This window comes from Pseudomonas sp. JV245A (assembly GCF_032424515.1).
Lineage (GTDB): Bacteria > Pseudomonadota > Gammaproteobacteria > Pseudomonadales > Pseudomonadaceae > Aquipseudomonas > Aquipseudomonas protegens.
The window spans coordinates 15,335-36,996 of sequence record NZ_VYKE01000035.1; the positions used below are offsets into that span (position 1 = coordinate 15,335).

The 21,662-nt window shown below is 64.6% G+C and carries 17 protein-coding genes; 3 read left to right on the forward strand and 14 right to left on the reverse strand.

Going from position 1 to position 21,662, the window contains the following annotated elements; all coding sequences use genetic code 11:
- Positions 1–105 precede the first annotated feature (105 nt).
- The 12 genes from F6S12_RS12745 to F6S12_RS12800 all read right to left on the reverse strand — a co-directional run bounded on the left by F6S12_RS12745 (position 106) and on the right by F6S12_RS12800 (position 15,212).
- A complete protein-coding gene (locus F6S12_RS12745) occupies positions 106–1,104 on the reverse strand; it encodes a FecR family protein (protein WP_225368693.1) in 999 nt (332 codons plus the stop codon).
- Positions 1,097–1,615: a sigma-70 family RNA polymerase sigma factor gene (locus F6S12_RS12750; RefSeq protein WP_011061887.1), complete on the reverse strand. Its 519-nt coding sequence runs from the start codon at positions 1,613–1,615 to the stop codon at positions 1,097–1,099. The genes F6S12_RS12745 and F6S12_RS12750 overlap by 8 nt, the downstream gene beginning before the upstream one ends.
- A 420-nt stretch (positions 1,616–2,035) precedes the next feature.
- The gene (locus tag F6S12_RS12755) at positions 2,036–2,596 is read right to left on the reverse strand and encodes a flavin reductase family protein (protein WP_315868948.1); all 561 of its coding nucleotides are present in this window, start codon (positions 2,594–2,596) and stop codon (positions 2,036–2,038) included.
- Positions 2,597–2,620: 24 nt separating this feature from the next.
- Entirely contained in the window at positions 2,621–3,856 is a 1,236-nt protein-coding gene (locus F6S12_RS12760) for a cation:proton antiporter (protein ID WP_019094363.1), read from the reverse strand.
- A gap of 154 nt (positions 3,857–4,010) precedes the next feature.
- Positions 4,011–5,102: a Rieske 2Fe-2S domain-containing protein gene (locus F6S12_RS12765; RefSeq protein WP_123430555.1), complete on the reverse strand. Its 1,092-nt coding sequence runs from the start codon at positions 5,100–5,102 to the stop codon at positions 4,011–4,013.
- 24 nt (positions 5,103–5,126) lie between these two features.
- A complete protein-coding gene (locus F6S12_RS12770; RefSeq protein WP_011061883.1) occupies positions 5,127–6,830 on the reverse strand; it encodes an NAD(P)/FAD-dependent oxidoreductase in 1,704 nt (567 codons plus the stop codon).
- A 42-nt stretch (positions 6,831–6,872) separates the two neighbouring features.
- Entirely contained in the window at positions 6,873–7,958 is a 1,086-nt protein-coding gene (locus F6S12_RS12775) for a monodechloroaminopyrrolnitrin synthase PrnB family protein (RefSeq protein ID WP_053159249.1), read from the reverse strand.
- Positions 7,958–9,571 carry a tryptophan halogenase family protein gene (locus F6S12_RS12780; RefSeq protein ID WP_315868949.1) on the reverse strand — a complete coding sequence of 538 codons (1,614 nt, stop codon included), beginning with the start codon at positions 9,569–9,571 and terminating at the stop codon, positions 7,958–7,960. The genes F6S12_RS12775 and F6S12_RS12780 overlap by 1 nt, the downstream gene beginning before the upstream one ends.
- Positions 9,572–10,095: 524 nt before the next feature.
- Complete coding sequence (gene poxB, locus F6S12_RS12785) at positions 10,096–11,841, reverse strand: ubiquinone-dependent pyruvate dehydrogenase (protein WP_072441294.1); 1,746 nt, start codon at positions 11,839–11,841, stop codon at positions 10,096–10,098.
- Positions 11,842–11,959: 118 nt separating this feature from the next.
- A complete protein-coding gene (locus F6S12_RS12790) occupies positions 11,960–13,024 on the reverse strand; it encodes an FAD-dependent oxidoreductase (protein WP_315868950.1) in 1,065 nt (354 codons plus the stop codon).
- A 152-nt stretch (positions 13,025–13,176) separates the two neighbouring features.
- Positions 13,177–14,718 carry an MFS transporter gene (locus F6S12_RS12795; protein ID WP_315868951.1) on the reverse strand — a complete coding sequence of 514 codons (1,542 nt, stop codon included), beginning with the start codon at positions 14,716–14,718 and terminating at the stop codon, positions 13,177–13,179.
- Positions 14,715–15,212, reverse strand: coding sequence for a GlcG/HbpS family heme-binding protein (locus F6S12_RS12800; RefSeq protein WP_015636038.1), 498 nt, complete (start codon positions 15,210–15,212; stop codon positions 14,715–14,717). The genes F6S12_RS12795 and F6S12_RS12800 overlap by 4 nt, the downstream gene beginning before the upstream one ends.
- 104 nt (positions 15,213–15,316) lie before the next feature.
- Between F6S12_RS12800 and F6S12_RS12805 the strand changes: the two genes are divergently transcribed.
- The 3 genes from F6S12_RS12805 to F6S12_RS12815 all read left to right on the forward strand — a co-directional run bounded on the left by F6S12_RS12805 (position 15,317) and on the right by F6S12_RS12815 (position 18,570).
- Positions 15,317–16,198, forward strand: a complete 882-nt coding sequence (locus F6S12_RS12805; RefSeq protein WP_011061876.1) for a LysR family transcriptional regulator — start codon at positions 15,317–15,319, stop codon at positions 16,196–16,198.
- A gap of 75 nt (positions 16,199–16,273) precedes the next feature.
- Positions 16,274–16,651: a VOC family protein gene (locus tag F6S12_RS12810; protein ID WP_041118828.1), complete on the forward strand. Its 378-nt coding sequence runs from the start codon at positions 16,274–16,276 to the stop codon at positions 16,649–16,651.
- Between the two features lie 356 nt (positions 16,652–17,007).
- Positions 17,008–18,570, forward strand: coding sequence for a TerC family protein (locus tag F6S12_RS12815; protein ID WP_011061874.1), 1,563 nt, complete (start codon positions 17,008–17,010; stop codon positions 18,568–18,570).
- 31 nt (positions 18,571–18,601) lie between these two features.
- On the opposite strand, the gene F6S12_RS12820 is transcribed toward F6S12_RS12815, so the two are convergent.
- Positions 18,602–19,702, reverse strand: a complete 1,101-nt coding sequence (locus tag F6S12_RS12820; RefSeq protein ID WP_315868952.1) for a GGDEF domain-containing protein — start codon at positions 19,700–19,702, stop codon at positions 18,602–18,604.
- Positions 19,703–19,942: 240 nt separating this feature from the next.
- Positions 19,943–21,094: a non-hydrolyzing UDP-N-acetylglucosamine 2-epimerase gene (gene wecB, locus F6S12_RS12825; RefSeq protein WP_315868953.1), complete on the reverse strand. Its 1,152-nt coding sequence runs from the start codon at positions 21,092–21,094 to the stop codon at positions 19,943–19,945.
- Between the last annotated feature and the right edge of the window lie 568 nt (positions 21,095–21,662).

Below are 21,662 nucleotides of genomic sequence, written 5' to 3' on the forward strand. Positions count from 1 at the left end.
CCCGTTCAGTGCGAACAATACGCACATGCTAATGAGAATAATTATGATTAACTCAGCGGGGCAATAAACGAACGGCGATCGAGAACTTCCAGAAAATTTTGAAATTTATTGTTTTGCCGGCACTTGCGGCTCTTTGCGGATCAGCGTGAGGTAGGGGCCCCATTGCCGCAGATGCCCACCCAACGGAGCGATCGCCAGTTGCAGTGCGCTGACTGGCGAGCGCAGGTTCAGCGAAGCGGTGATGCGCCGCTCGCCCAGAGCAGGGTCCGTCAATAGCAGTACACCGGGGTAATAGTCCTGCAGCGCTTCAACCACCTCGGAGAGTGGCCGGTCATTGACCAGCAACTGCCACTGGCGCCAGGGGGCAACCTGGCCAGGCAATAGCCGACCGCGCTGCGGCGGGCCCTGGTCCAGGCCAAGGCGAAGGCTATCGCCCGGGCCCAGGGCCGGCACCGCGAGTTCGCCGCGCCCATCGCGAACCTGGACAGCGCCGCTCTGTACGGCTACCACCACGGCGGTGCGGCTGAGGTCCACGTCGAACGCGGTCCCTATGACCCTGACCTTGACGTCCGCAGCCTGCACCGTGAACGGGCGCGAGGCATCGTGGCTGACCTCGAAGAACGCCTGCCCCCTGAGCAGGGTGACCGCCCGCGTACCGGGTTCGAAGTCCACTCGAATAGCGCTGTCGCTGCCCAGTTCAATACGGCTGCCGTCACTCAAGAGCACTTGTCGGTGCTCGCCGGCTGGGCTGGTATGGGCGGTCGGTGGTGTCGGCCCGGCCAGCAACAGCAGGCAGGCTGCCAGTGCAAGCGCCTTCAGTGCCCGCCGCGGCCTGTTGCGCCGAGCCCGGAGCGGGGTGGGCAAAGGCTGGGGCACGGGTGGTTCCAGCGGCGCCAGGCCGCCACTGAGCAACCAGACTTTCTCGGCCTTGCGCCAGGCGACAGCATGGCGCTCGTCAGCGGCCAGCCAGCGCGCATGGGCCTGTTGCAGCAAGGCGTCATCCGGCGCCGAGTGGCATTGCAGCAGCCAATCCATCGCCGCCTGCCACACGGGGTCGTCCTTCAGTGAACCGGATACAGGTTGAGGCAAGGGGGTATCAGTCATCGGCCAGGTGCTCCGCACAGTGGGTCAGTGCGTCACGCACCAGCTGGTGCGCCAAGCTGGAGGAGATCTTCAGCTCAGCGGCAATTTCCTGGAAGGTCAGGTGTTGCAGGCGGTGCATGTGGAAGGCCCGGCGCGTGCGCTCCGGCAGCAGTGCCAGCGCATCTTGCAGCAGGCGCAACTGGTCGCTGTGCAGCGCCTGATGCTCCGGTGATGGCGTACTCGAGGGCAGCTCGTTCAGCAGATCGGCGCCATCGGGATGACGATTTTCCAGGGTCGAGCGCCGCAGCAGGTCAAAGGACAGGTTGCGCACGATGCGGTACAGGTAGCCCACCGGGTTGCTCGGCTGGGCGGCGCTATCGGCCTGGCCGCAGAAGCGCAGCCAGGCCTCCTGGACCACTTCTTCGGCTTGAGCCCGACAACCGACAATGGGCGCCGAATAGTCGACCAGCGCGGTACGGTGGGAAAGGTAGAGCTCGAGTTTATCGCTGAGATAAGACACGGCGGCGATCATTCAAGGCGGGATCAGACGAGGGGGCGGGATTCTATCCTTGATTGCAAATGATTATCAAATGCATTTTGTGAGCCTCAATCAGCACCGCCTGGGCAAGCCTCGCGCTGGGATGGCCAGGCTTCAAGGGCCTAAGGCATTCGAAAAAAACGTACTACAAGGGCTTTCTCATTGGGCACAAACCCATTAGTGATTATTTATTTCCTGGCGTGGGTGACGGATCGACTTCAGAGGAGGAGGAGGAGGAGGAGGAGGAGGAGGAGGAGGAGGAGGGAAACTACAAATAGCTGTCGCGGGCGCTTGGCCGATCGGGCTGGTTGTTCGCTGGGGCGCTGCGCAGCGAGCCACTGAGGTCGAGCTGCTGCCACATCAAGGGGCACCTGGATCAGTGACCCTTCCCGGCAAAAGATCACATGAGCCGGGCTATTCGTGCTTGAGGACGCTTTCTGCTCTATTGCTCCCTAGACCTCGGTACTGGCCTGCATGGAAGACCAGCGGTTCTGCGCCGCTGTAGCGGTATTGTTCGATCTCGCCAATGAAGATCAGGTGGTCACCGCCCTCGTACTGGGTGACGTTGCGGCACACCAGCACTGCCACCACATCGTCCAGCACCGGGGCTCCCGCCTTGCCATAGGAATGAGCTACACCGGCGAACTTGTCGGCTGCTGCCCGTGCGAACTGCTCCGACAGGTGGTGCTGGTGCGCGCCCAGTACGTTGATGGCGAAGTGGCTCGCCGAGCAAAAGGCCTTCAGGCTCGGTGCCGTGCGTGCCAGGCTCCAGAGCACCAGCGCCGGTGACAGCGACAGTGAGGAGAACGAGTTGGCCGTCACGCCGACGTTGCGGCCGTCAGCGGTGCGGGTGGTGATCACGGTCACACCGGTAGCAAACTGCCCCAGCACTTTGCGCAGTTCACGGGCATCGCGGACATCGCGGCCCTCGGCATCGAGCAAATCGTGAACTTTGGTTTCGGTGGCAGCAATCATGGTGAGCTCTCCCCTCAAGCTGGCTCAGGCGGCCTGTTGGCTCATTGCGCGTGTTTGCATGCGCAGCGTGAATCGAACCAGCGGTGCGGTCAGCGCCGTCGTCACCAGCGCGAACACCACGAGGATCGTGTAGACCTTTGGCGGAAGAATCTGCATCTGCAGGCCGATTGACAGGACGATTAGCTCCATCAGCCCGCGCGTATTCATCAACGAGCTCACCAGCATCGCATCGTGCGGCGCCAGCCCAGTGCCACGCGCGCCCAGATAGCTGCCGCCGAACTTGCCGATGAATCCGCCCACGAGGAATACCCCGCACCACATCCATGATGCCGCGTCGTCGATCGTGCCGACCGACGCATGCAGCCCCGCACACGCGAAGAACACCGGCATCAGTACAAGCTTGACGAAACCTTCGACGTTATCGCGCCACTCCTTCGCGACGCCGGGCACGCGCCGCACGAACAGCGCCGCCGCAAGTGCGCCAAATGCACTATGGAATCCGATCAGCGACGTCGCGAGTGCCGAGGCTATTACAAAGCAGAGCAACACGGCCAAGCGGTCGCGCGTCGCATGCGCAGTCGAGGCGAGCCGCGCAAGCACCGGTCGCACCACGAAGCGCACCAGGAGCGCGCATAGCACCAGGTACACGAGCAGGCTGACGAGCATGTGCGCAAATGCCCAGCCAGGCCCGCTCGATAGCGAGGCAATCGTTGCCAGCAGCATCCAGCCGAGCGCATCCGTCAGCATCGCGGCAGACATTGCGTGCCGTGCGCCGACCATGGCGCCGAGCGCCAGGTCGTCGATGATGCGCGCCATCACCGGCACCGCTGATACCGCAAGTGCGACACCGCAAAAGAGTATGTAGGGCAGCGCCGGCACGTCGCTGGCGAGCGTATCTTTCGAGACGATGGCGACGATCATGCCGATCGCGGCCGGCGCGATGAGCCCGCCCGCCGCGATCGCGACAGGTATGCGCCAGCGCTTGCCGCGCAGCGTCTCGCTCAACTCCATATGCAGACCGATCTGAAACATCAGCAGTATCAGGCCGACTTCGCCGACTTGCGCCATGGCTGACAGCGTACGTGGGCCGAACAACAGGTCGTAGAAACTCGGTGCGATCACGCCGAACAGCGAAGGCCCCAACAGCAGGCCGGCCGCGATCTCGCCGACCACCGCGCACTGGCCGAGCCGTTCGGCAAGGCGGCCGCAGAGGTTGCAGAGCGCGATCACCAGCACGAGTTGCAACAGCCAGATGGTCATCAATACCTCGCAAAGAGCGACACCGACACCAAGCGGGTGGCCGCGAGCCCAAGCGGGTCCGCCGCGCCGTACGCCGTGATCTCCGTGACGCAGCTCGAAAGGTTCGCAAGCGCCGGGCAGCGCGACGCGACCGCTACCGGCTCGGCCTCACGCATTACTGCTCACTCGCGACACGGTCGACCCAGCCGCGGTAGAACGCACGGTACTTGAGCACGAGCTTGTCGTACTTGCTGTACGCGCCGCCGCCGTCGGGCTTCATCCCGTTCCAGATTTTGACGTCGTACCCCGCTGCCTGTCTGGTCTGCAGCCCGAACAGCACGAAGTCGGTCGCACGGCGCAGGACGCCGCCCACCTTCTTGATCGAGATGAGCATGTGCATGATGTTCTTGCCGTCGCTCACCGGTGTCACACACTGGAGCAGTTTGTATTTGACGTCTGCGTCCAGGGCAACGGTCATGATGCACCCGCCGGGGTAGCCATCGAAGTGCAGGTTCATCTGCGACATGTTCAGGCCGAGCGCGCGCGACAGCATGCCGAGGGGGCCGAAGTAGCGGTTCACGTGGAAGTCGATCCCAGCACCGAACCACGCGCCCGCCCGGGCCAGCGACTCAACCTCCGGCCACCGGCTCCAGTCGTCGAAGAGCTTGAGCTCGAAGGCCGAGATCGGGAGCGCGTGCACGGGGGTTGCGTGCTGTGCGTCGTAGAAGTTCTCGACGATCCGCAAAACCGCCGTCGTCGTCTCGAACGCGAAGTGCAGGTGCATGAAGTCGCCGTTGTCGACGTCGGCTGCGGTGATTTCGGGCAGCGGGTGCAGCGGCTGCGGGGAGCCGTACCAGACCCACACGTAGCCGTATCGCTCGGTGGTGACCAACGTCGGCTGGCGCGCCGCGCGTGGCACCGGCTCCAGCTGGCGCACCACCTCGCTGTGGCCGGGGATGTGAACGCACTTGCCTTGCTCGTCGTAGCGCCAGTGGTGAAACGGGCACTGGATGCACCCGTCCTTGATCCGCCCGTCAGCCAGGTTCGCGCCCAGGTGCGAGCAGTGGCGGTCCATCACCACGGCCTGCCCCGTCGCCGCGCGCCACGCCACGTACGGACGGCCAAAGAGCGTCAACTCCTTCGGCTTGTCCCTGAGGTCGTTCGAGCGCATCGCGACGTACCAGCTCGCGGCCACGCGTGTGGTCGCGTCGTACGCCCCCGGGGGATGCTTCTTGACGTTCGCTTGATCCAATTGAATGTTGTTCATCGCGTGTGTGCCGTCCTTGGCCGACTACTTCTTCAGAGCCAAGCCGATGCGGGTGGTGATGTACGCCTTGAGCAGCGCGAACATCGGGTTGTAGTCGAAGTACTTCTTCACCTCTGCCGGCGCGCGGGTTTGCGTCCAGTACATCAGCTTCATCGCCGGTATCAGGCTGTACTTCGAGTTGTTGAGCTGCGGCTTGTCCCCGGTGATGCAGTACCCGAAGCCGAACATCGGCTTGGCGAAGTCTCGTTCGTCGATGAGGGCGTGAATCCGCAACGCGGCCTCCTCGGCCGACTTGTGCCCGGCGCTCACGGCCTCGACCTCGGCTTTGGCGTCGTTGAACAACTGGTAGTACTGCTCCATGTCCGCGCACAGGTACCCGAGGTACGGCGGGTCGTTGTCGAGGTGATCGAGGTCGCCCTCGTCACGCGACGCGCGAAACCTCGCGTGGGCTTGCACCAGCCGGAACTGCCCGAGGATAGTGCCGACCGCCCACAGCCGGTGGAACGCGTCCCATAGGCGGAAGTCCGAGAACGCCGTGTAGCAGCAGCTGACGAAGTCGTCGTTGTGGTCCAAAAGCTTTTGCTGCAGGCGCTCGATGTACTCGAAGCGCTCGGGGGAGAAGTCGTCGTCGCGTAGCGCCTTGATGAGGCGCGCCGCGAGCGCGTGGATGGTCACCGCGGTGTTCTCGAGCCCCCGGGAGAAGAGCGGGTCGATGAACCCGTTCGCGTGCAGCATCAGGCAGTAGCGGTCGCCGACGCAGGCGTTCGACGAGAACTGCAGGCGGTCGGTCTTGACCCAGTCGCGCACTGGCACGGCGTCCCGGAACTGAGCGCCGATGCTCGGGAACCGCGCGAGGAACTCGTCGAATTCCTGCTGCGCGGGAATGTCGGTTTTCGGGTAGACACGCGGGTCGAGCTGCAGGCCGACGCTCACCAGGTTATTGGTCGAGCGCGGGTGGTTGTTGAACGGAATCACCCAGAGCCAGCCGCCGGTGAACATGTGGTGCAGGGTTCCTTCGTGCCAGCGCCAGCGCTGCCCCTTGACCTTGAAGATGTCGTCGAACGGCTTGACCCCGAGCATGTGCGTGTAGAGGCTGCGCGAGTGCGTCTTGAAGCGACACGGCTCTTCGCGGAGCCCGAACTTGGTCGCCAGCGGCGCGCCGGGTCCTCCGCAGTCGATCATGTACCGGCCGGTGAACCGCTCGCCCTCGGCGGTGGTCACCGCGACGCCGTCCTTGTCCGCGTGATATTCGGTCACGCTCGTCTTCTGGCGGACCGTGCAGCCATATTTGATGGCCGCTTGCAACAGATAGGCGTCGACGTCCTGCCGGTAATAATGGCTCTCCGGCCCCCACGGCAGCTCGGGAATGACGCACTGGGTGAACTCCTTCGGGTCGTGCTCCTGGCCAGGTTTGTGGAACACGAAGCCGAAGTTGCGCTTGATGCCCGTGCTCGACGAAACGTAACGCTGCGTCGAGTAGAACGAGGTGATGTGGCCGAGCTCCGGAATGTCGTAGCGATCAGCGATGATGCGGTTCATGAGAGACGTTTCGGGGATCGACGATTCGCCGATCGTGAACCGCGGGTGCGACGACTGCTCGATGATCAGCACGCGAAACTGTTGTTTGGCCAGGATGGCCCCCATCTGGGTACCGGACATGCCCGAACCGAGGATGATTACGTCGAAGTGGTTGCTATCGTGTCCGTTCGCGGGGCTCTTCTGAGTCATGGGGGCAAACTCTCCTTGTGAAATAACACTGGGTCGCGCGCATCAGGATTCATCGAGCGCGGCGCGGATGCGGGACCGCGCGGCACAGGTGAGCGTGAGTAGATCGCCGAGCATGCTGGGCGCGTAGCCCCCGCTGCCGGTTGTGGGGCCGCTGCGCCCGGCTTCGTATGCCCGCTCCGCCAATTTGAGGTGAGGCGCCCGGAAGCGCAGCAGGACCTTGAAGACCCGCTCGAGGGCTGTCAGCCCAGCCCGGACGTGCTCGCCCTGCGTACCCACCGCTCGCGCCTCGTCGAGCGCGCGGTCGATGAGCGCCGGCTCTGTGGCGAACCGAGCGTAGACCGCCCTGTACGCGGGAAGCACGTAGGGCAGGTACGTCTCTTTGAATTCTCGATAAGCTGGGTCGTCCGATTGCGAGCCCCACAAGACGTGCTCCAGCACGAAGAGGGGCATTTCTACGGCGCCGGGGCCGAGGTAGCTCTGGCCCCCGACTCGAATCGGTTCGTAGAAGGGGCGCAGCTCATCGTAGAAGACCTGGGGCGAGATGAAGCGGTACGCGTAGACGATCGATTCGACCATTTTCTGCAGGTAGGCTTCCAGCTCATCGCACCCTTGCGCGAACGCGGGCGAGCGCAGGGATACATCGGACAGCTCGACGGTCAACGCGATGGCCGCCTCGAGGGCCGCCATCGAGATGCGCACGCTCTCGAGCAGGTGCGCTTCGTCGGGCAGCCCGGTGTAGCTCCGCTGCGCATCGGCCGCCGCCGGGTTCCAGACCGTCACATGCAGGAGTGTCTCGCGCGGCGGCAAGTCGGTCACCCGTGCCAGGTCGAGCAGCACCCGTTCAAGCCCGGGCACCAGGTCCACGGGCTCATGTCCGTGCCGCTTGAGCGACCCCAGGAAGAAACCGATGTCCCGCATCGCGGCGGCGGCTTCGACGAAGCCCCAGCTGGAGGGCACGCCGCGCACCGGGAGGAATTCGCGCAGCAGGCCGACGATGCCGGGCACGTCCTTGTCACGGTTCAGGGCCGGCAGCTGCAGAACCAGCGCGCGCGCCTGCAGTGGATCGCAGGCCGCCACGGCAGCGTGTGTGGCCGCGAATGCGGATACCCGGTTCAAGGTGCGTTCCACTACTGGCGTTCCTGAGCCGCGAGCGTCGGCCCGTGCTGGTTGCGCGACAGCTGCGCGCCGTCACGCAGTGACCGCAGGTAGTCGTAGTTCGTCGGCAGGCTCGTGCGCAGGCGCTCGGCTTCGCGCCGGATGCTGGCGAACATCGCTTCGGCCTTCTGGATCGACTCCGGTCGGTGCTGCAGGAGCGGCAGCGACCGGTCGGGCAGCATGCCCAGGCCGGCAAAGATGCAGTAGTAGTTGCCGTTCAACCAGAAGTTCTTGAATTCGTAGTCGAAGGTCTCGTAGTACGTGGAATCGTCGAACGAGGTGGTGGTCAGCGGCAGCCCGGCCTTGTAGCGCTCAACCTTTTCCTGGATGGCGTCCGAGAGCCGCAGTTCGTGCCGGTTCGCGAGCCAGAACGGCGTGTCTTCGCGCGACGTAGTGAAATAGTGCGCCTGGACGAAGTCTCGGCAGTCGTCGAACATGTAGACGATCTCGGCGTTGAATGCGTCGCGCAACCGCGGGTCGAACGAGGTGTCGGGGAAGTGCTTCACGAGTTGGTAAAGCGCCGCGTAGATGAAGTAGATTCCCGTCGATTCCAGGGGCTCCAGAAAGCACGACGACAGCCCGATCGAGACGCAGTTGTTGACCCACGCCCGCTTGTTGCGCCCGACCCGGAACTTGATCTGGTTGAGCTGCTGATTGTCCGAGAGGCCCCAGAGTTTGAGGAAGTCGGCGGTGGCCTGGTCGCGCGAGGTGAACTTGCTCGAGAAGACGTAGCCGCTGCCGAACCGGCCCAGCATCGGAATCTTCCAGGTCCATCCCGAGTTCATGGCAATCGCGGAGGTGTAAGGCTCGACCCCCTCGCGCGCGTCGTCGTTGGGCACGGCGCTGGCGACCGCGCTGTCGCACAGCAGGTAGTCGGACATGTCGATGAAGGGTTCCTTCAGGGCCTGATTGATCAGGAGCCCCCGCATGCCGGAGCAATCGATGAACAGGTCCGCCTCCAGCGTCCGCCCTTCCTTGGTTAACAGGGTGGAGATGTAGCCGCGGTCGTTCAGTTGAACCTCCACGACCTCGTCGACCACGCGATTCACCCCGCGCTCGACGGCCCAGCGCTTCAAGAAGTCGGCCACCAGGTGCGCGTCGAAGTGCCACGCGTGGGACATCTGGCGGGTGCCGTCGGCCAGGCAAGGTGCCTGCTTGCCGTCGAGGGCCCCGGGCTGCGGGTAGCACGCGTACGCCATCGGTTGCTGGAAGCCCTGTTCGCGCTTGCGCAGCCAGTAGTGGGTAAGCGGCACGCCGTCGCAGTTCGGCACGCTGCCGAACAAGTGGTAGAAGTAATCTTCGCGCGATGGGTCGGGAGATTTTCTCCAGTTCACGAACTTGATCGCGGCCTTGAAGGCGCCGTTCACTTGGGGCATCCACTCCCGCTCCGGTATCCCGAGGAAGTCGAAGAACACCTTCTGCAAACTCGGGATGGTCGCCTCGCCCACGCCGATCCGGGGGATCGCCGCAGACTCGATGAGCGTGATGTTTACCTGCTGTTGGAGCGCCCGGACGATGTACGAAGCGGCCATCCAGCCCGCGGTGCCGCCGCCCACGATGACGATATTCTTGATTGGCTTGTTCATAACACTCCCTGTTTCGAGGCGGGCTGTCTGTGAGGAGGGGAAGGCCGCCAGTCTCTGTGCATCCGTGCAAGAGGCACATCAATGTGCTTGTCGGATTTAGACTCTAGCCTGCCGGAAAAGCGATGCACCTTCCGTTTCCGAATTAGCATTCAAAAAAGCAAAGGCATTTGGTCTAAAGGAAAATATTGCGTAGGTTTTTTGCGCCTGATCAGTCGGCCGCTGAGGGGGGGCTGACGTTTGGGCATGCCTTCATCCGCTGCCGATCTTGAAAGAGGCGAGCCGCTCAAAAATGATCGGATCACTGACAGAGCCTGACGGCTTCCTTGTCCCGCTTGTGCTTACGGCCAATCCGTTGGCGTGCAGTCGAAACGTCTTGTCTTAATGGATAAGAGGCGAGGCCTGCGGAGGTGGTGGTTTTCCCAACGCCACCCTCGATGGATGCTACTGCCACCCTTTTCATGGACACAGGCCTCTAATGTGGGTGCATTAGAGGCTGCGATGGCATGCCCGGGGGTAGAGCCTTTCTAGGTGATCTTGAACCAACTGTCCTTGAGCCAATTGGTCCTGGCCAGTTCGATCACCTCGTCGCCACGCCCGCTCATCACCGCCTTGAGCATGTACAGGCTGAAGCCCTTGGCCTGTTCCAGCTTGATGGCCGGCGGCATGGCCAGTTCCTGGGTGGCGGTGACCACGTCCACCAGCACCGGGCCGTCATGGGCCAGGGCGGTGCGCAGGGCGCCTTCCAGTTCTTCGGAGTTTTCCACCCGCAGGCCGAGAATGCCCATGGCGTTGGCCATGGCGGCAAAGTCCGGGTTGTGCAGGTCGGTGCCGGTGTCCAGGTAGCCGGCGGACTTCATTTCCATGGCCACGAAGCCCAGGGAGGCGTTGTCGTAGACCACGATCTTCACCGGCAGCTTGAGCTGGGCCAGGGAGATGAAGTCGCCCATCAGCATGCTGAAGCCGCCATCGCCGGACAGCGAGATCACCTGGCGCTGGGGGAAGGCGGCCTGGGCGCCCATGGCCTGGGGCATGGCGTTGGCCATGGAGCCGTGGTTGAAAGAGCCCAGCAGGCGCCGCTGGCCGTTCATTTTCAGGTAGCGCGCGGCCCACACCGTGGGGGTGCCGACGTCGGCAGTGAAAATGGCGTCTTGGTCTGCCAGTTCGCTGAGCAGCCGGGTCAGGTACTGCGGGTGGATCGGCCGGCCAGCGGGCGAGGGCTGGGCCAGGTCGTCCAGGCCCTGGCGCGCCTTGGCGTAGTGCTTGAGGGATTCTTCGAGAAAGCGGCGGTCGCCCTTATAGGGCAGGCGCGGCAGCAGTGCGGCGAGGGTTTCGCCGACGTCGGCGGCGATCCCCAGGTCCAGCGGCACTCGCCGGCCCAGGGCCTGGGGGTTGCGGTCGATCTGTATGACGCAGGCGTCGCTGGGGTAGAACTGGCGATAGGGAAAGTCGGTGCCGAGCATCACCAGGGTGTCGCAGTTGAGCATGGCGTGGTAGCCGGAGCTGAAGCCGATCAGGCCGGTCATGCCGACGTCGAAGGGGTTGTCCCATTCCACATGCTCTTTGCCGCGCAAGGCATGCACCACCGGTGCGCCGAGGGCGTCGGCCAGGGCCACCACCTGATCGTGGGCACCGGCGCAGCCACTGCCGCAGAGCAGGGTCACGGCCTTGCTCTGGCTCAGCAGCTCCACCAGTTTGTCCAGGTCGTGGGGGGCGGGCAGGGTGCGCGGTGCGTGCAGGGCCGGCCATGGCTTGCTGGCGGCGGGTACCTGCTGCAGGGCCACGTCGCCGGGGATCACCACCACCGCCACGCCGCGGTTGAGGATCGCGCTGCGCATGGCCCGGTGCAGCACCTCGGGCATCTGCGCCGGGTTGCTCACCAGTTCGACGAAGTGGCTGCACTCCTTGAACAGCTCCTGAGGGTGGGTTTCCTGAAAATAGTCGAGGCCGATCTCCGAGGAGGGGATCTGTGCGGCGATGGCCAGTACCGGCACATGGTTGCGGTGACAGTCGAACAGGCCATTGATCAGGTGCAGGTTGCCCGGCCCGCAGCTGCCGGCGCACACCGCCAGTTGCCCCGTGGCGGCGGCTTCGGCGCCGGCGGCAAAGGCGGCCACCTCTTCGTGGCGCACATGCATCCACTCGATGGTCTGCATGCTGTGCAGAGCGTCGGTGAGGCCGTTGAGGCTGTCGCCGGTCAGCCCCCAGATACGCTTGACCCCGGCCTGTTCAAGGGTGGTTGCCAGTTGCTGGGCGATGGTGATGTTCGCCATGAAGAGCTCCTGCGGTCCGCTTAAGAAGTCGTGCAATCAAAAGAGGACAACAGGCGAGTGCGGATGATTCCGTGAAATCTTGCAGGCCCTGCCGCGGTGTGGCGACAGGGGCTGGTGTTCAGGCGAAGCGTGCCGGTCGGCAGGCGGCCAGTTCGGCGCAGGTTTGCCCGTGCAGCAGTTCCTGGCTGATCAGGCGCGCCACCGTGGGGGCCAGGGTCACGCCGGCGTGCATCACCGCCAGGTACAGGCCCTGGTAGCGGGTGCTGGGGCCGATGATCGGCAGTTGGTCCCCGGGCATCGGCCGCAGGCCGACTTCCACGCTGCGCAAGGTGATGGCCTGGGCGCCACGGAACAGCTGGCGGATGCTGGCCAGGGCCTGTTGCGCGATGGCCTCGGGCCCCAGTGGACCCTGGGCATCGATATAGTCCTCGGCCAGCAGCAGGCTGCCGTCCGCCGCTTCGCGGATTTCCAGCTGGCTGTTGGAGACCAGGGTCTTGACCAGGCCCGGTGGCGCATTGATGCGGATCAGGATCGACGGCGAGGCCTGCACCGGCAACTGAATACCCAGGGGCGCGAGCAGGGCCGGGGTGGCGCAGCCGCTGGCGAGCAGCACCTGGTCGGCACGGTGGAGCCCGGCGGCGGTGTTTACCCCGAGTACCCGCTGGCCTTCGACCCGCAAGCCAAGTACCCGGGTCTGGTCGAACACCCGGGCGCCGTGGGTGCAGGCCGCATCGAGCAGGGTGCGGGTGGCGGCCACCGGGTCCAGGCTGCCTTCGCCGGGTGCATAGCGGGCACGCTCCGGCAGCACTTGCAGGTGGGGTTCCAGTTGGGCAACCCCGGCCCGGTCCAGCCACCGGGTCGAGGCCTCGGCGGTTGGCTCGTCGGTATCTGGCGCTTGCTGGTCGGCCGCGCCGTAGGTCAGCGCGCCGGACCAGCGGATCTGCAAGGCCGGCAGTTCGTGCTGCAGGCGGCGGTAGTCTGCCAGCGCCTGGGCCCGCAGGGCGCGGGCGGCTGCCGGGAACTCGCCGTGGGGGTTGATCCAGGCAAAGGAGTGGCGGGTGACGCCCGAGCCCGGGCTGTCCTGTTCCAGCACGGTCACCTGCGTGCCCTGGCGGGCCAGGTGGTAGGCAATGGCGGCGCCGACAATCCCGGCGCCCACCACGATCACGCTTGAAGGCTTCACGCTCACCTCGTTATCCATTCAATGGGGCGTTGCGAAGGGCGCACCTTAACCGTGGCGGATTGCCCCAGCAATTGAACGAGTGTTGTGAAATTGCAAGCGGGCGGGCCAGGACCGCTGCCGCAGGCGCGGCAGCGGTTTGTGCAGTGCCTGGGCTATTGCAGCTTCAGCGTCAGCCCCAATGCCTGGGGCAGTGGATTGCGCATCAGCCGGCCCACCACCAGGGCGCCGAGCAGGGCGAGCATCCCGGCCACCGTCAGCACCAGGCCGAAACCACCGACAAAGGCCTGCCGGGCCAGGGGCTCGACCAGGGCCCGGGCATCGGGCGGCAAGCCGGCCATCGCGCCCTGCATGTCCCCGGCCACCACCCGTGAGGCAATCTCCGGTGCCTGCTCCAGCCAGTGCCCGGGCACGGCGTGCAGGCTGCCCTGCAAGAGCTGCTGGGTATGGCTGGCCAGCAGCGCACCGAACACCCCGATGGCCAGCATGATGGCGCTAAAGCGCATGGTGGTGCTCATGCCCGAGGCCATGCCGGTGCGTTCCCGCGGCACGCAGGCCATGATGTTTTTCTGCGTGTCGCCATTGAGCAAGCCGGCCCCGGCGCCGGTCACGGCGATTGCCAGGGCGAAGTTCAGGTAGCCCCCGGCGTGTACCGCCCAGGCGCTGAGCAGGTTGCCGCAGCCCACCAGGGTCAGCCCTGCGGCCATCAGCGTGGCCGGCGCATAGCGCCCGGCCAGGCGTGCGCCGATCCGCGGGCAGATGAGCATGGTCAGGGCGAAGGGCAGCATGCCCAGGCCCGAGGCGATGGCCGAGAAGCCCAGGCCGTTCTGCAGGTAGAAGGGCAGCAGCGTCATCATCACCTGGGCACAGCCGGCGTAGGCGAACATGCCCAGCAGGGCGCCGATGAAGCGCGGGTGGCGGAACAGTTGCAGGTCCACCATGGGCCGGCTTTGCAGCCGCTCGATCAGCACGAACAGCCCCAGCAGCGCCACGCCTGCCAGCAGGCGGGTGGTGGTGGCCGGGTGGCTCCAGCCGATGCGGTTGGCCTCGATCAGGCCCCAGATCAGGCACAGCAGGCTGGCGCTGAAGGCCAGGCTGCCCCAGGGGTCGAGGCGCGCCGCCTGGGTATCCCGGGATTCCGGCACGTTGCGCAGCACACTCCACAGCAGCAACGCACCCACCGGTAGGTTGAAGTAGAAGATCCAGCGCCAGCCGAAGTACTCGGTGATCAGCCCGCCGACCGTGGGCGCGGCAGTCATGGCCATGCCCATGCAGGCGCCCCAGAAGGCCCAGGCCTTGGCCCGTTCCACTTCGTCGTGGAAGGTATGGCCGATGGAGGCCAGGGCCGAGGTCAGCAGCAGCGCCGCGCCCACCCCCTTGAGCGCCCGGGCGATGTCCAGCAGCAGGGCGTTGGGCGCCGCGCCGCAGCCCAGGGAGGCGAGGATGAACAGGCCCAGGCCGCAGAGCAGGGTGCGCTTGCGGCCGAAGCGGTCGGCCAGGCTGCCGGCGGGCAGCAGCAGGGCGGCGAAGGCCAGCATGTAGGCGCTGACCACCCACTCGATATCGGCGAAGTTGGCCCCCAGGTCACGGGCGATGCTCGGCAGCGCCACGGCGACGATGTTGGTGTCCAGAACGATCAGCGAACAGACCCCGGAGGCGGTGAGCAGGGTCAGGCGCGGGTTGACGGAGCGGTTCATTGCGTGGCCTGCCGACTGAGGGTGGCGAGGGCGGCCAGGGCGATTTCATCGTCGTGGGCCGGGGTGTCGGCACTGACCCCGATGGCGCCGATCACCTGGCCGTCGACGATGATCGGCTGGGCGCCTTTCATCATCACCAGGCCGGCGCTGAGGGCGGCGGGGCGGCCGCCATTGACGGCGTTTTCCAGATCCCCGGAAGGCCGCTTGAACAGCGCCGAGGTGCGTGCCTTGCCCTGGGCCAGCTCGACTCCGGCCACCACCGGGGCGCCGTCCATGCGTGCGCCGAGTATCGGCCAGCCGCCGTCGTCGACGATTGCCACGGCGCAGGGCCAGCCCTTGGCCTGGGCGGTTTGCTGGGCGGCCCTGAGCAGGCGCTGGGCGTTGTCCAGGGTAAGGATTGCCTTGTGGGCAATGACGGGGCGGCTGTCCTCGGCGGCCGCGGTCTGCAGCACGCAGCAGGTGATCATTGCCAGAAGCAGGGGTTTGACGCGCATGGCAGAGGCTCTCTACTGTGAAGGTTCGCTCAGCTTATCCCGGCCTTTCGCGGTCTTTGTTAGCTGCTGGCGACCAGTTCATTACCTTTGAGCTAATGCCCATCATGGAAATTCGTCACTTTCGCTACTTCCTGGCGGTGGCCCGGCAGCGCAATTTCACCCGCGCCGCCGAGCAATTGGGGATTGCCCCGCCCACCCTGAGCCGGCAGATCCAGGACATGGAGAACACCCTTGGCACCCGGCTGTTCCTGCGCCAGCAACGCGAAGTCAGCCTGACCGAGGCCGGCGCCACCCTGCTGCTGGAAGCCGAGGCCACGGTGCGCCAGTTCGAGTTTGCCCAGCGCAATGCCCAGCGTGCCGGGCGCGGCGAGATCGGCCATATCGAACTGGGCTATGTGGCCTCGGCGGTGTATTGCGGGCTGTTGCAGAAACAGGTGCAGGGCTTTGGCCGCGACTGCCCGGACGTCAGCCTCAACGTGCGGGAGTGCCCGATGGCGACGCTGCCGGCGCGGATTGCCGATGGTCGCCTGGACGTGGGCTACATTCGCTCGCCCATGACATTGCCGGAAGGGGTCGAGGCCATTCGCCTGGACGCCGAGGGCTTTGTCCTGGCGCTGTCCGATGAATCCTGGCTGTGCCGCCTGCCGCAGATCGCCTCCGAACACCTGCTCAATGAAACCTTCATTCTTCCGGAGCAGATCAGCGGCACCTTGCAGGTGGCGGCCCAGGGTGCCTACGCCCCCAAGCTGGGCCCCCAGCCCGGCGGCCTGGTGGCGGTACTGGCCCTGGTGTCCCTGGGGCAGGGCGTGGCAGTGGTGCCGGAGTCGGTGGTGGGCCACATCAGCCTGCCCCATGTGCTGTACCGGCCGATTGGCGGCAGCTCGGCGACGTCCTGGCTGTCGCTGATCCACCGGCGTTTCGAGCAGGCACCGGCGGTGGTGCGCTACATCGAGCAGGTACGGCGCGAGTACCGCGGCAAAGCCTGATGGGGCATGTTCAAGCGACGGCCCGGGTCGCATAATCCCCGGGCCATTCCTTTCGCTTCAGGAGCCGCGTCTTCGATGATCGACCACCTTGACCACCTGGTACTGACCACCATCGACCCGATTGCCGCCGAGGATTTCTACGTCCGCGTGCTGGGCATGCAACTGGAAACCTTTGCCGGCGGGCGCAAGGCCTTCAAGTACGGCAACCAGAAGATCAACCTGCATGTGCGCGGCCAGGAGTTCGAACCCAAGGCCCACCTGCCGGTGCCGGGGGCGCTGGATTTGTGCTTCATCGCCAGCGTGCCCCTGGACCAGGTGATTGCCCATCTGCAACAGGCCAACTGGCCGATCATCGAAGGGCCGGTGCCGCGCACCGGCGCCACCGGCCCGATCCGTTCGGTGTACCTGCGGGACCCGGACCTGAACCTGATCGAGATTTCCGAGCAGTTGTAGCGGTGCCGGCCTGCGTCAGAGACGCGGGCCGGATAAAATCTTGTAATGATTTCCCGCTGGGGAATCGCCTTGCCCTCCCTGTAATCTCCAAGTCCGTTTTTTCCTTCAGGACTTGCATGAACACGCTCTCGGAGCCCCCCAGTCGGCGCTCTTTCCTCGCTTTGCCCCATGACTTCTCGCGCCATCCGGCGGCCCTGAGCCCCAGACGCTCAGGCAGCCATTCTCCCGGTTGCACTTGCCTGGCACTTGCCACTTCCTGCCTTTATCCGCCCGTACCCGAGGTTTTGCAGCCCCTGCACCTTGGCGCTGCGTCGCGCCTGGCCGTTTGAATTTTCCGGAGCACTTGAGTCGTCGTTATGGAATGGATCGCAGACCCCACGGCCTGGCTTGGCCTTTTGACCCTGATCGTCCTGGAGCTGGTGCTGGGCATCGACAACCTGGTGTTTATCGCCATCCTCGCGGACAAGCTGCCGCCCGAGCAGCGCGACCGTGCGCGGATCATCGGCCTGTCCCTGGCGTTGTTGATGCGCCTGGGCCTGCTGGCCAGCATCTCGTGGATGGTGACCCTGACCCAGCCGCTGTTCGAGGTCTTCGAGCACAGCTTCTCGGGGCGTGACCTGATCATGCTGTTCGGTGGTGTGTTCCTGCTGTTCAAGGCCACCATGGAGTTGCATGAACGCCTGGAGGGCCATGTCAGCCAGCGCGCCGGCAGTACCACTTACGCCTTGTTCTGGCCGATCGTGGCGCAGATCGTGGTGCTCGATGCGGTGTTCTCCCTGGACGCGGTGATCACCGCGGTGGGCATGGTCGAGCACCTGTCGGTGATGATGATCGCGGTGGTGGTGTCCATCGGCGTGATGATCGTCGCCAGCAAGCCGCTGACTCGTTTCGTCAACGCGCACCCGACGGTGATCATGCTGTGCCTGGGCTTCTTGATGATGATCGGCTTCAGCCTGACCGCGGAAGGCTTGGGTTTCCATATTCCCAAGGGTTACCTGTATGCGGCCATCGGCTTCTCGATCCTGATCGAGGTGTTTAACCAGATCGCCCGGGCCCGGCGCAAGAAATCCATGCAGGGCCTGCGGCCGATGCGCGAGCGCACGGCCTATGCGGTGATGCGCCTGCTGGGTGGGCGCAGGCTGGCGGCGGAAGAAGTGGGCGAGGAAATTGCCGACTTGCTGGAAACTGATGAGGCCCCCAGCAGCGAGCTGTTCGACCGCCGTGAGCGGGTGATGATCAGTGGTGTGCTGCAACTGGCGGAGCGGCCGATCCGCAGCCTGATGACGGTGCGTGCCGAGGTCGACTGCATCGACCTTACGGATAGCCCGGAGAGTATTCGTACCAAGCTGATGCATTCTTCGTACTCGCGCCTGCCGCTGATTCGCGATGGCGCGGTGGATGAGCCTTTGGGCTTCGTGCACAAGAAGGAACTGCTCAAGGAGTACCTGGCGGGCAGCGAGCCGAACCTTGAGCATCTGGCGCGCAAGACCATCAACCTGCTGGACAGCTTTTCGATCCTCAACGCCCTGGAACAGATGCGCCAGGCGTCCACTCACATTGCCTTTGTGATCAACGAATTCGGTGACTTCATGGGCATCCTGACCATGACCGACATTCTCGAATCCATTGCCGGCGAGCTGCCGGATGCCAGCGAGATCGAAGGCCCGGATGTGATCGAAGAAGAGGGCGGGTTCCTGGTCAATGGTGCGCTGAACCTGCCTCAGGTACGCCAGCGGACCGGCTTCGGCGCTGAACCCACCGAGGACTACCAGACCCTGGCCGGTCTGGTGATGAGCCTGCTGGACCGCCTGCCGGTCAAGGGCGATAGGGTGGAGTGGGCGGGCTGGAGCCTGCAGGTCAGGGCAGTGGAAGAGCGCCGGGTAACCCAGGTGCTGCTGTCGCGCAGGAGCGTGGACTGACACTGGGGCCTCTTCGCTGGCAAGCCAGCTCCTACGCGGGTGGTGCGGGCCTGGCGGCTGGATGGAAGGTGTAGCGATCCTTGCCGCCGTGCTTGGATTCGTACAGCGCCTGGTCGGCCTTGATCAAGGCCTGGTTCAGGGTTTCGCCAGGCTCGACCCGGGCCAGGCCCATGCTGATGGTCACCGGGTGCGGGGTCGGCTGGTCGCGCACTACCTGGCACAGCCGCGCGGCCAGCGCCTCCACATCCGCGCGGGGCACGTCGGCCAGGTAGATGGCGAACTCCTCGCCGCCCAGGCGGGCATAGTCGAAATCCCTCATTACTCCCTTGATATCGGCGGCGATGCGCTTGAGCACTTCGTCGCCGATGTCATGCCCGTGCACATCGTTGACCTTCTTGAAGTTGTCGATGTCGACCATCGCCAGGTAATGGTCGTGCTCCCGGGGCAGAGCCTGCAGGCGCTGGCCGGCGCGGGCCATGAACGAGCGGCGGTTGGGGATCTCGGTGAGGGTGTCGAGGTAGGCTTGGTCCAGCAGCAACTTGGACATGATGTAGTTGTGCAGCCGGGCCCGGCGCAGGGTGATGAAGCTGTAGAGGGTCAATGCGCTGAGGAACAATGCGTACACCAGCACCAGCAGCCCCTTGAGTTCCTGCAGGGTGGTGCTGGTGCGCCAGAACGGATTGAGCACCAGCCAGGTGATGAAGATGGCGCTGACGAACGACCAGCGTCGCAGAGGCATCACCGAGGCGCCGTAGAGCATGCTCGACGCCCCGAGAATCAGCCAGACCGGGCGCTGGTCGATGGGCAGCCCCTCGATCACCAGGCGTACGCCGATGGTGATGGTCAGCACGAACAGCAGGTTGATCCACTGGAAGTGCCGGTCCTGGCGGGTGAAGCCGAGGATGATGGTGGTGAAGGACAGAATGCTCAGAAAGACCATCGAATAGGCGGTGAAGCCCTGCTGCCCGGGAAAGCTGACGATCAGGTCGAAGATCAGCCAGATCAGGATGCTGGCGGTGTAGATCAGGACGCAGAAGCTGCGCAGGCGTTCGAAATCATGTTGCGCGAATTCAAGCTTCAAGGCCGCCGGAGCGGCCTGTTTGAGCACTTGTTCTTCAAGGGTTCTGAACATCGCGGGCCTTGGGTGTGAGCTGATGATCCAGCAGCGGCTTGCCCCAGGGGCGATAGCGCAGGGAGAACACCGCGCTGGGGTTGGAGGGGGCGCGACGATCCGCTGCTTGAAAGTGTAGGTCGTCCAGTTCAATCGGCAGGTACCTGCCAGTGACCGGTAGCTTCCAGTTCTCGCACAGAGTGTGGAGCCATATGGCCAACTGGACGTTTTGCGACTGCGGGCTGCGGAGGCTGCCCGGGCTCATGCCGGAGTACGGGGGGCTTGGGCCTCCAGCCAGGTGCACAGGCGGCGGGCGATTTGTTCGCTGGCGCGGCCGTCACCGTAGGGGCTGTACACGCGGCTCATGCGGGCATGCAGCTGTGCATCGTCCAGCAGTTCGCTGGCGTGGTGCACGATGCGCTCGCGATCGGTGCCCACCAGCAGCACGGTGCCGCCTTCCAGCACCGACGGCCGCTCGGTGACCTCGCGCAGCACCAGCAAGGGCTTGCCGATGGCCGGGGCCTCTTCCTGGACGCCGCCGGAGTCGCTGAGGATGAAGTGCGAACGTCCCATCAGCCAGACAAAATGCTGATAGTCCTGGGGCGCTACCAGGTAGATGTTCGGCTTGTTCGAGAGCAGGCCGTACACCGCGTTCTGCACCTGGGGGTTGAGGTGTACCGGGTACACGAACTGCACGTCCGGGTAGCGCTCGGCCAGGGTTGCCAGGGCTTTGCAGATATCGCGGAAACCGTCACCGAAGTTCTCCCGGCGGTGGCCGGTGATCAGCACCATGCGCCGGCTGTCGTCGAGCACCGCCAGGGGCGAGTTGGCCGCGGGGCGCCAGTGGGTGTGCTTCTGCCGGTTGCGCATCCACAGTAGCGCGTCGATCACCGTGTTGCCGGTGACCTCGATGTTTTCAGCGGGCACGTTTTCCCGCAGCAGGTTGGTTGCGGACCTGGCGGTCGGGGTGAAGTGCAGGTCGGCGATGACCCCGGTCAGGCGCCGGTTGGCTTCTTCGGGCCAGGGTGCCTGGAGGTTGCCAGTGCGCAGGCCGGCCTCGACGTGGCCAATGGGCAACCGCCGGTTGAAGGCAGCGAGGGCGGCGATAAAACTGGTGGTGGTGTCGCCATGGACCAGCACGATGTCCGGTTGCAGGCGCTCGTAGCTGGTGTCCAGGTGGATCAGCAGTTGCTGCGACAAGCCGTTGAGGGTCTGGCCCTGGGTCATCACTTGCAGGTCCACATCGACCTCGAGCTCAAAGGCGTCGAGTACCTGTTTGAGCATTTCCCGGTGCTGGCCGGTGGAACAGATGTGCAGCTCGATACCTGGCCAGTGCCTTAGAACCCGAGCCAGTGGTGCCATCTTGATCGCCTCAGGACGTGTACCGAAAACCATCATGACCTTGAACGACATGGACCCCTCCCTGGGATTGTGAAAACCGGACCTGGCGTTGAGATCAAAGCAGTGAGAATCACTCTTGTCCAACCAGGAGTGCAGGCGCTGATAGCGCTCAGGTTCGCGGTTTAGCGGGAAAAGGGGGCTTGCATTGATTCCGGAGGCAGCAGGTTTCTCGGCGGAAAGAAAACACTGGGCGCAATGCAAGATGATGTTTCGCAGTTCGGCTGCCCGTTAAGAAGAATCAGGCTGATTTAAGCCATTAAATTGACGCCTGTACCATTTGTCGGGAGGCTTTTAATCAGGCTTAGAGGCTCGTGTCAAAATGACGTCGCGCGCTGCTAGAATGCGCGCCATGACTCACCCCGAGAGTGAGTGTGTTGATGACTGCCTGGTTCGTGGAGTGATGCTGTGGGTCGTGCTTTAGCGGTATATGTAGTGGGGATGGCCCTGGTGCTGGCGTGTTTTGCCTGGGCAATGGTGACGCTCTACAGCTGAGCGCCGGCGGCGCTCGAGCTTTCCCGGGCTGTGTTCATCGGCCCTTCAATGTTGTTTGCCCAGGCCCATGAGCAGCAGGGCCTGGTCC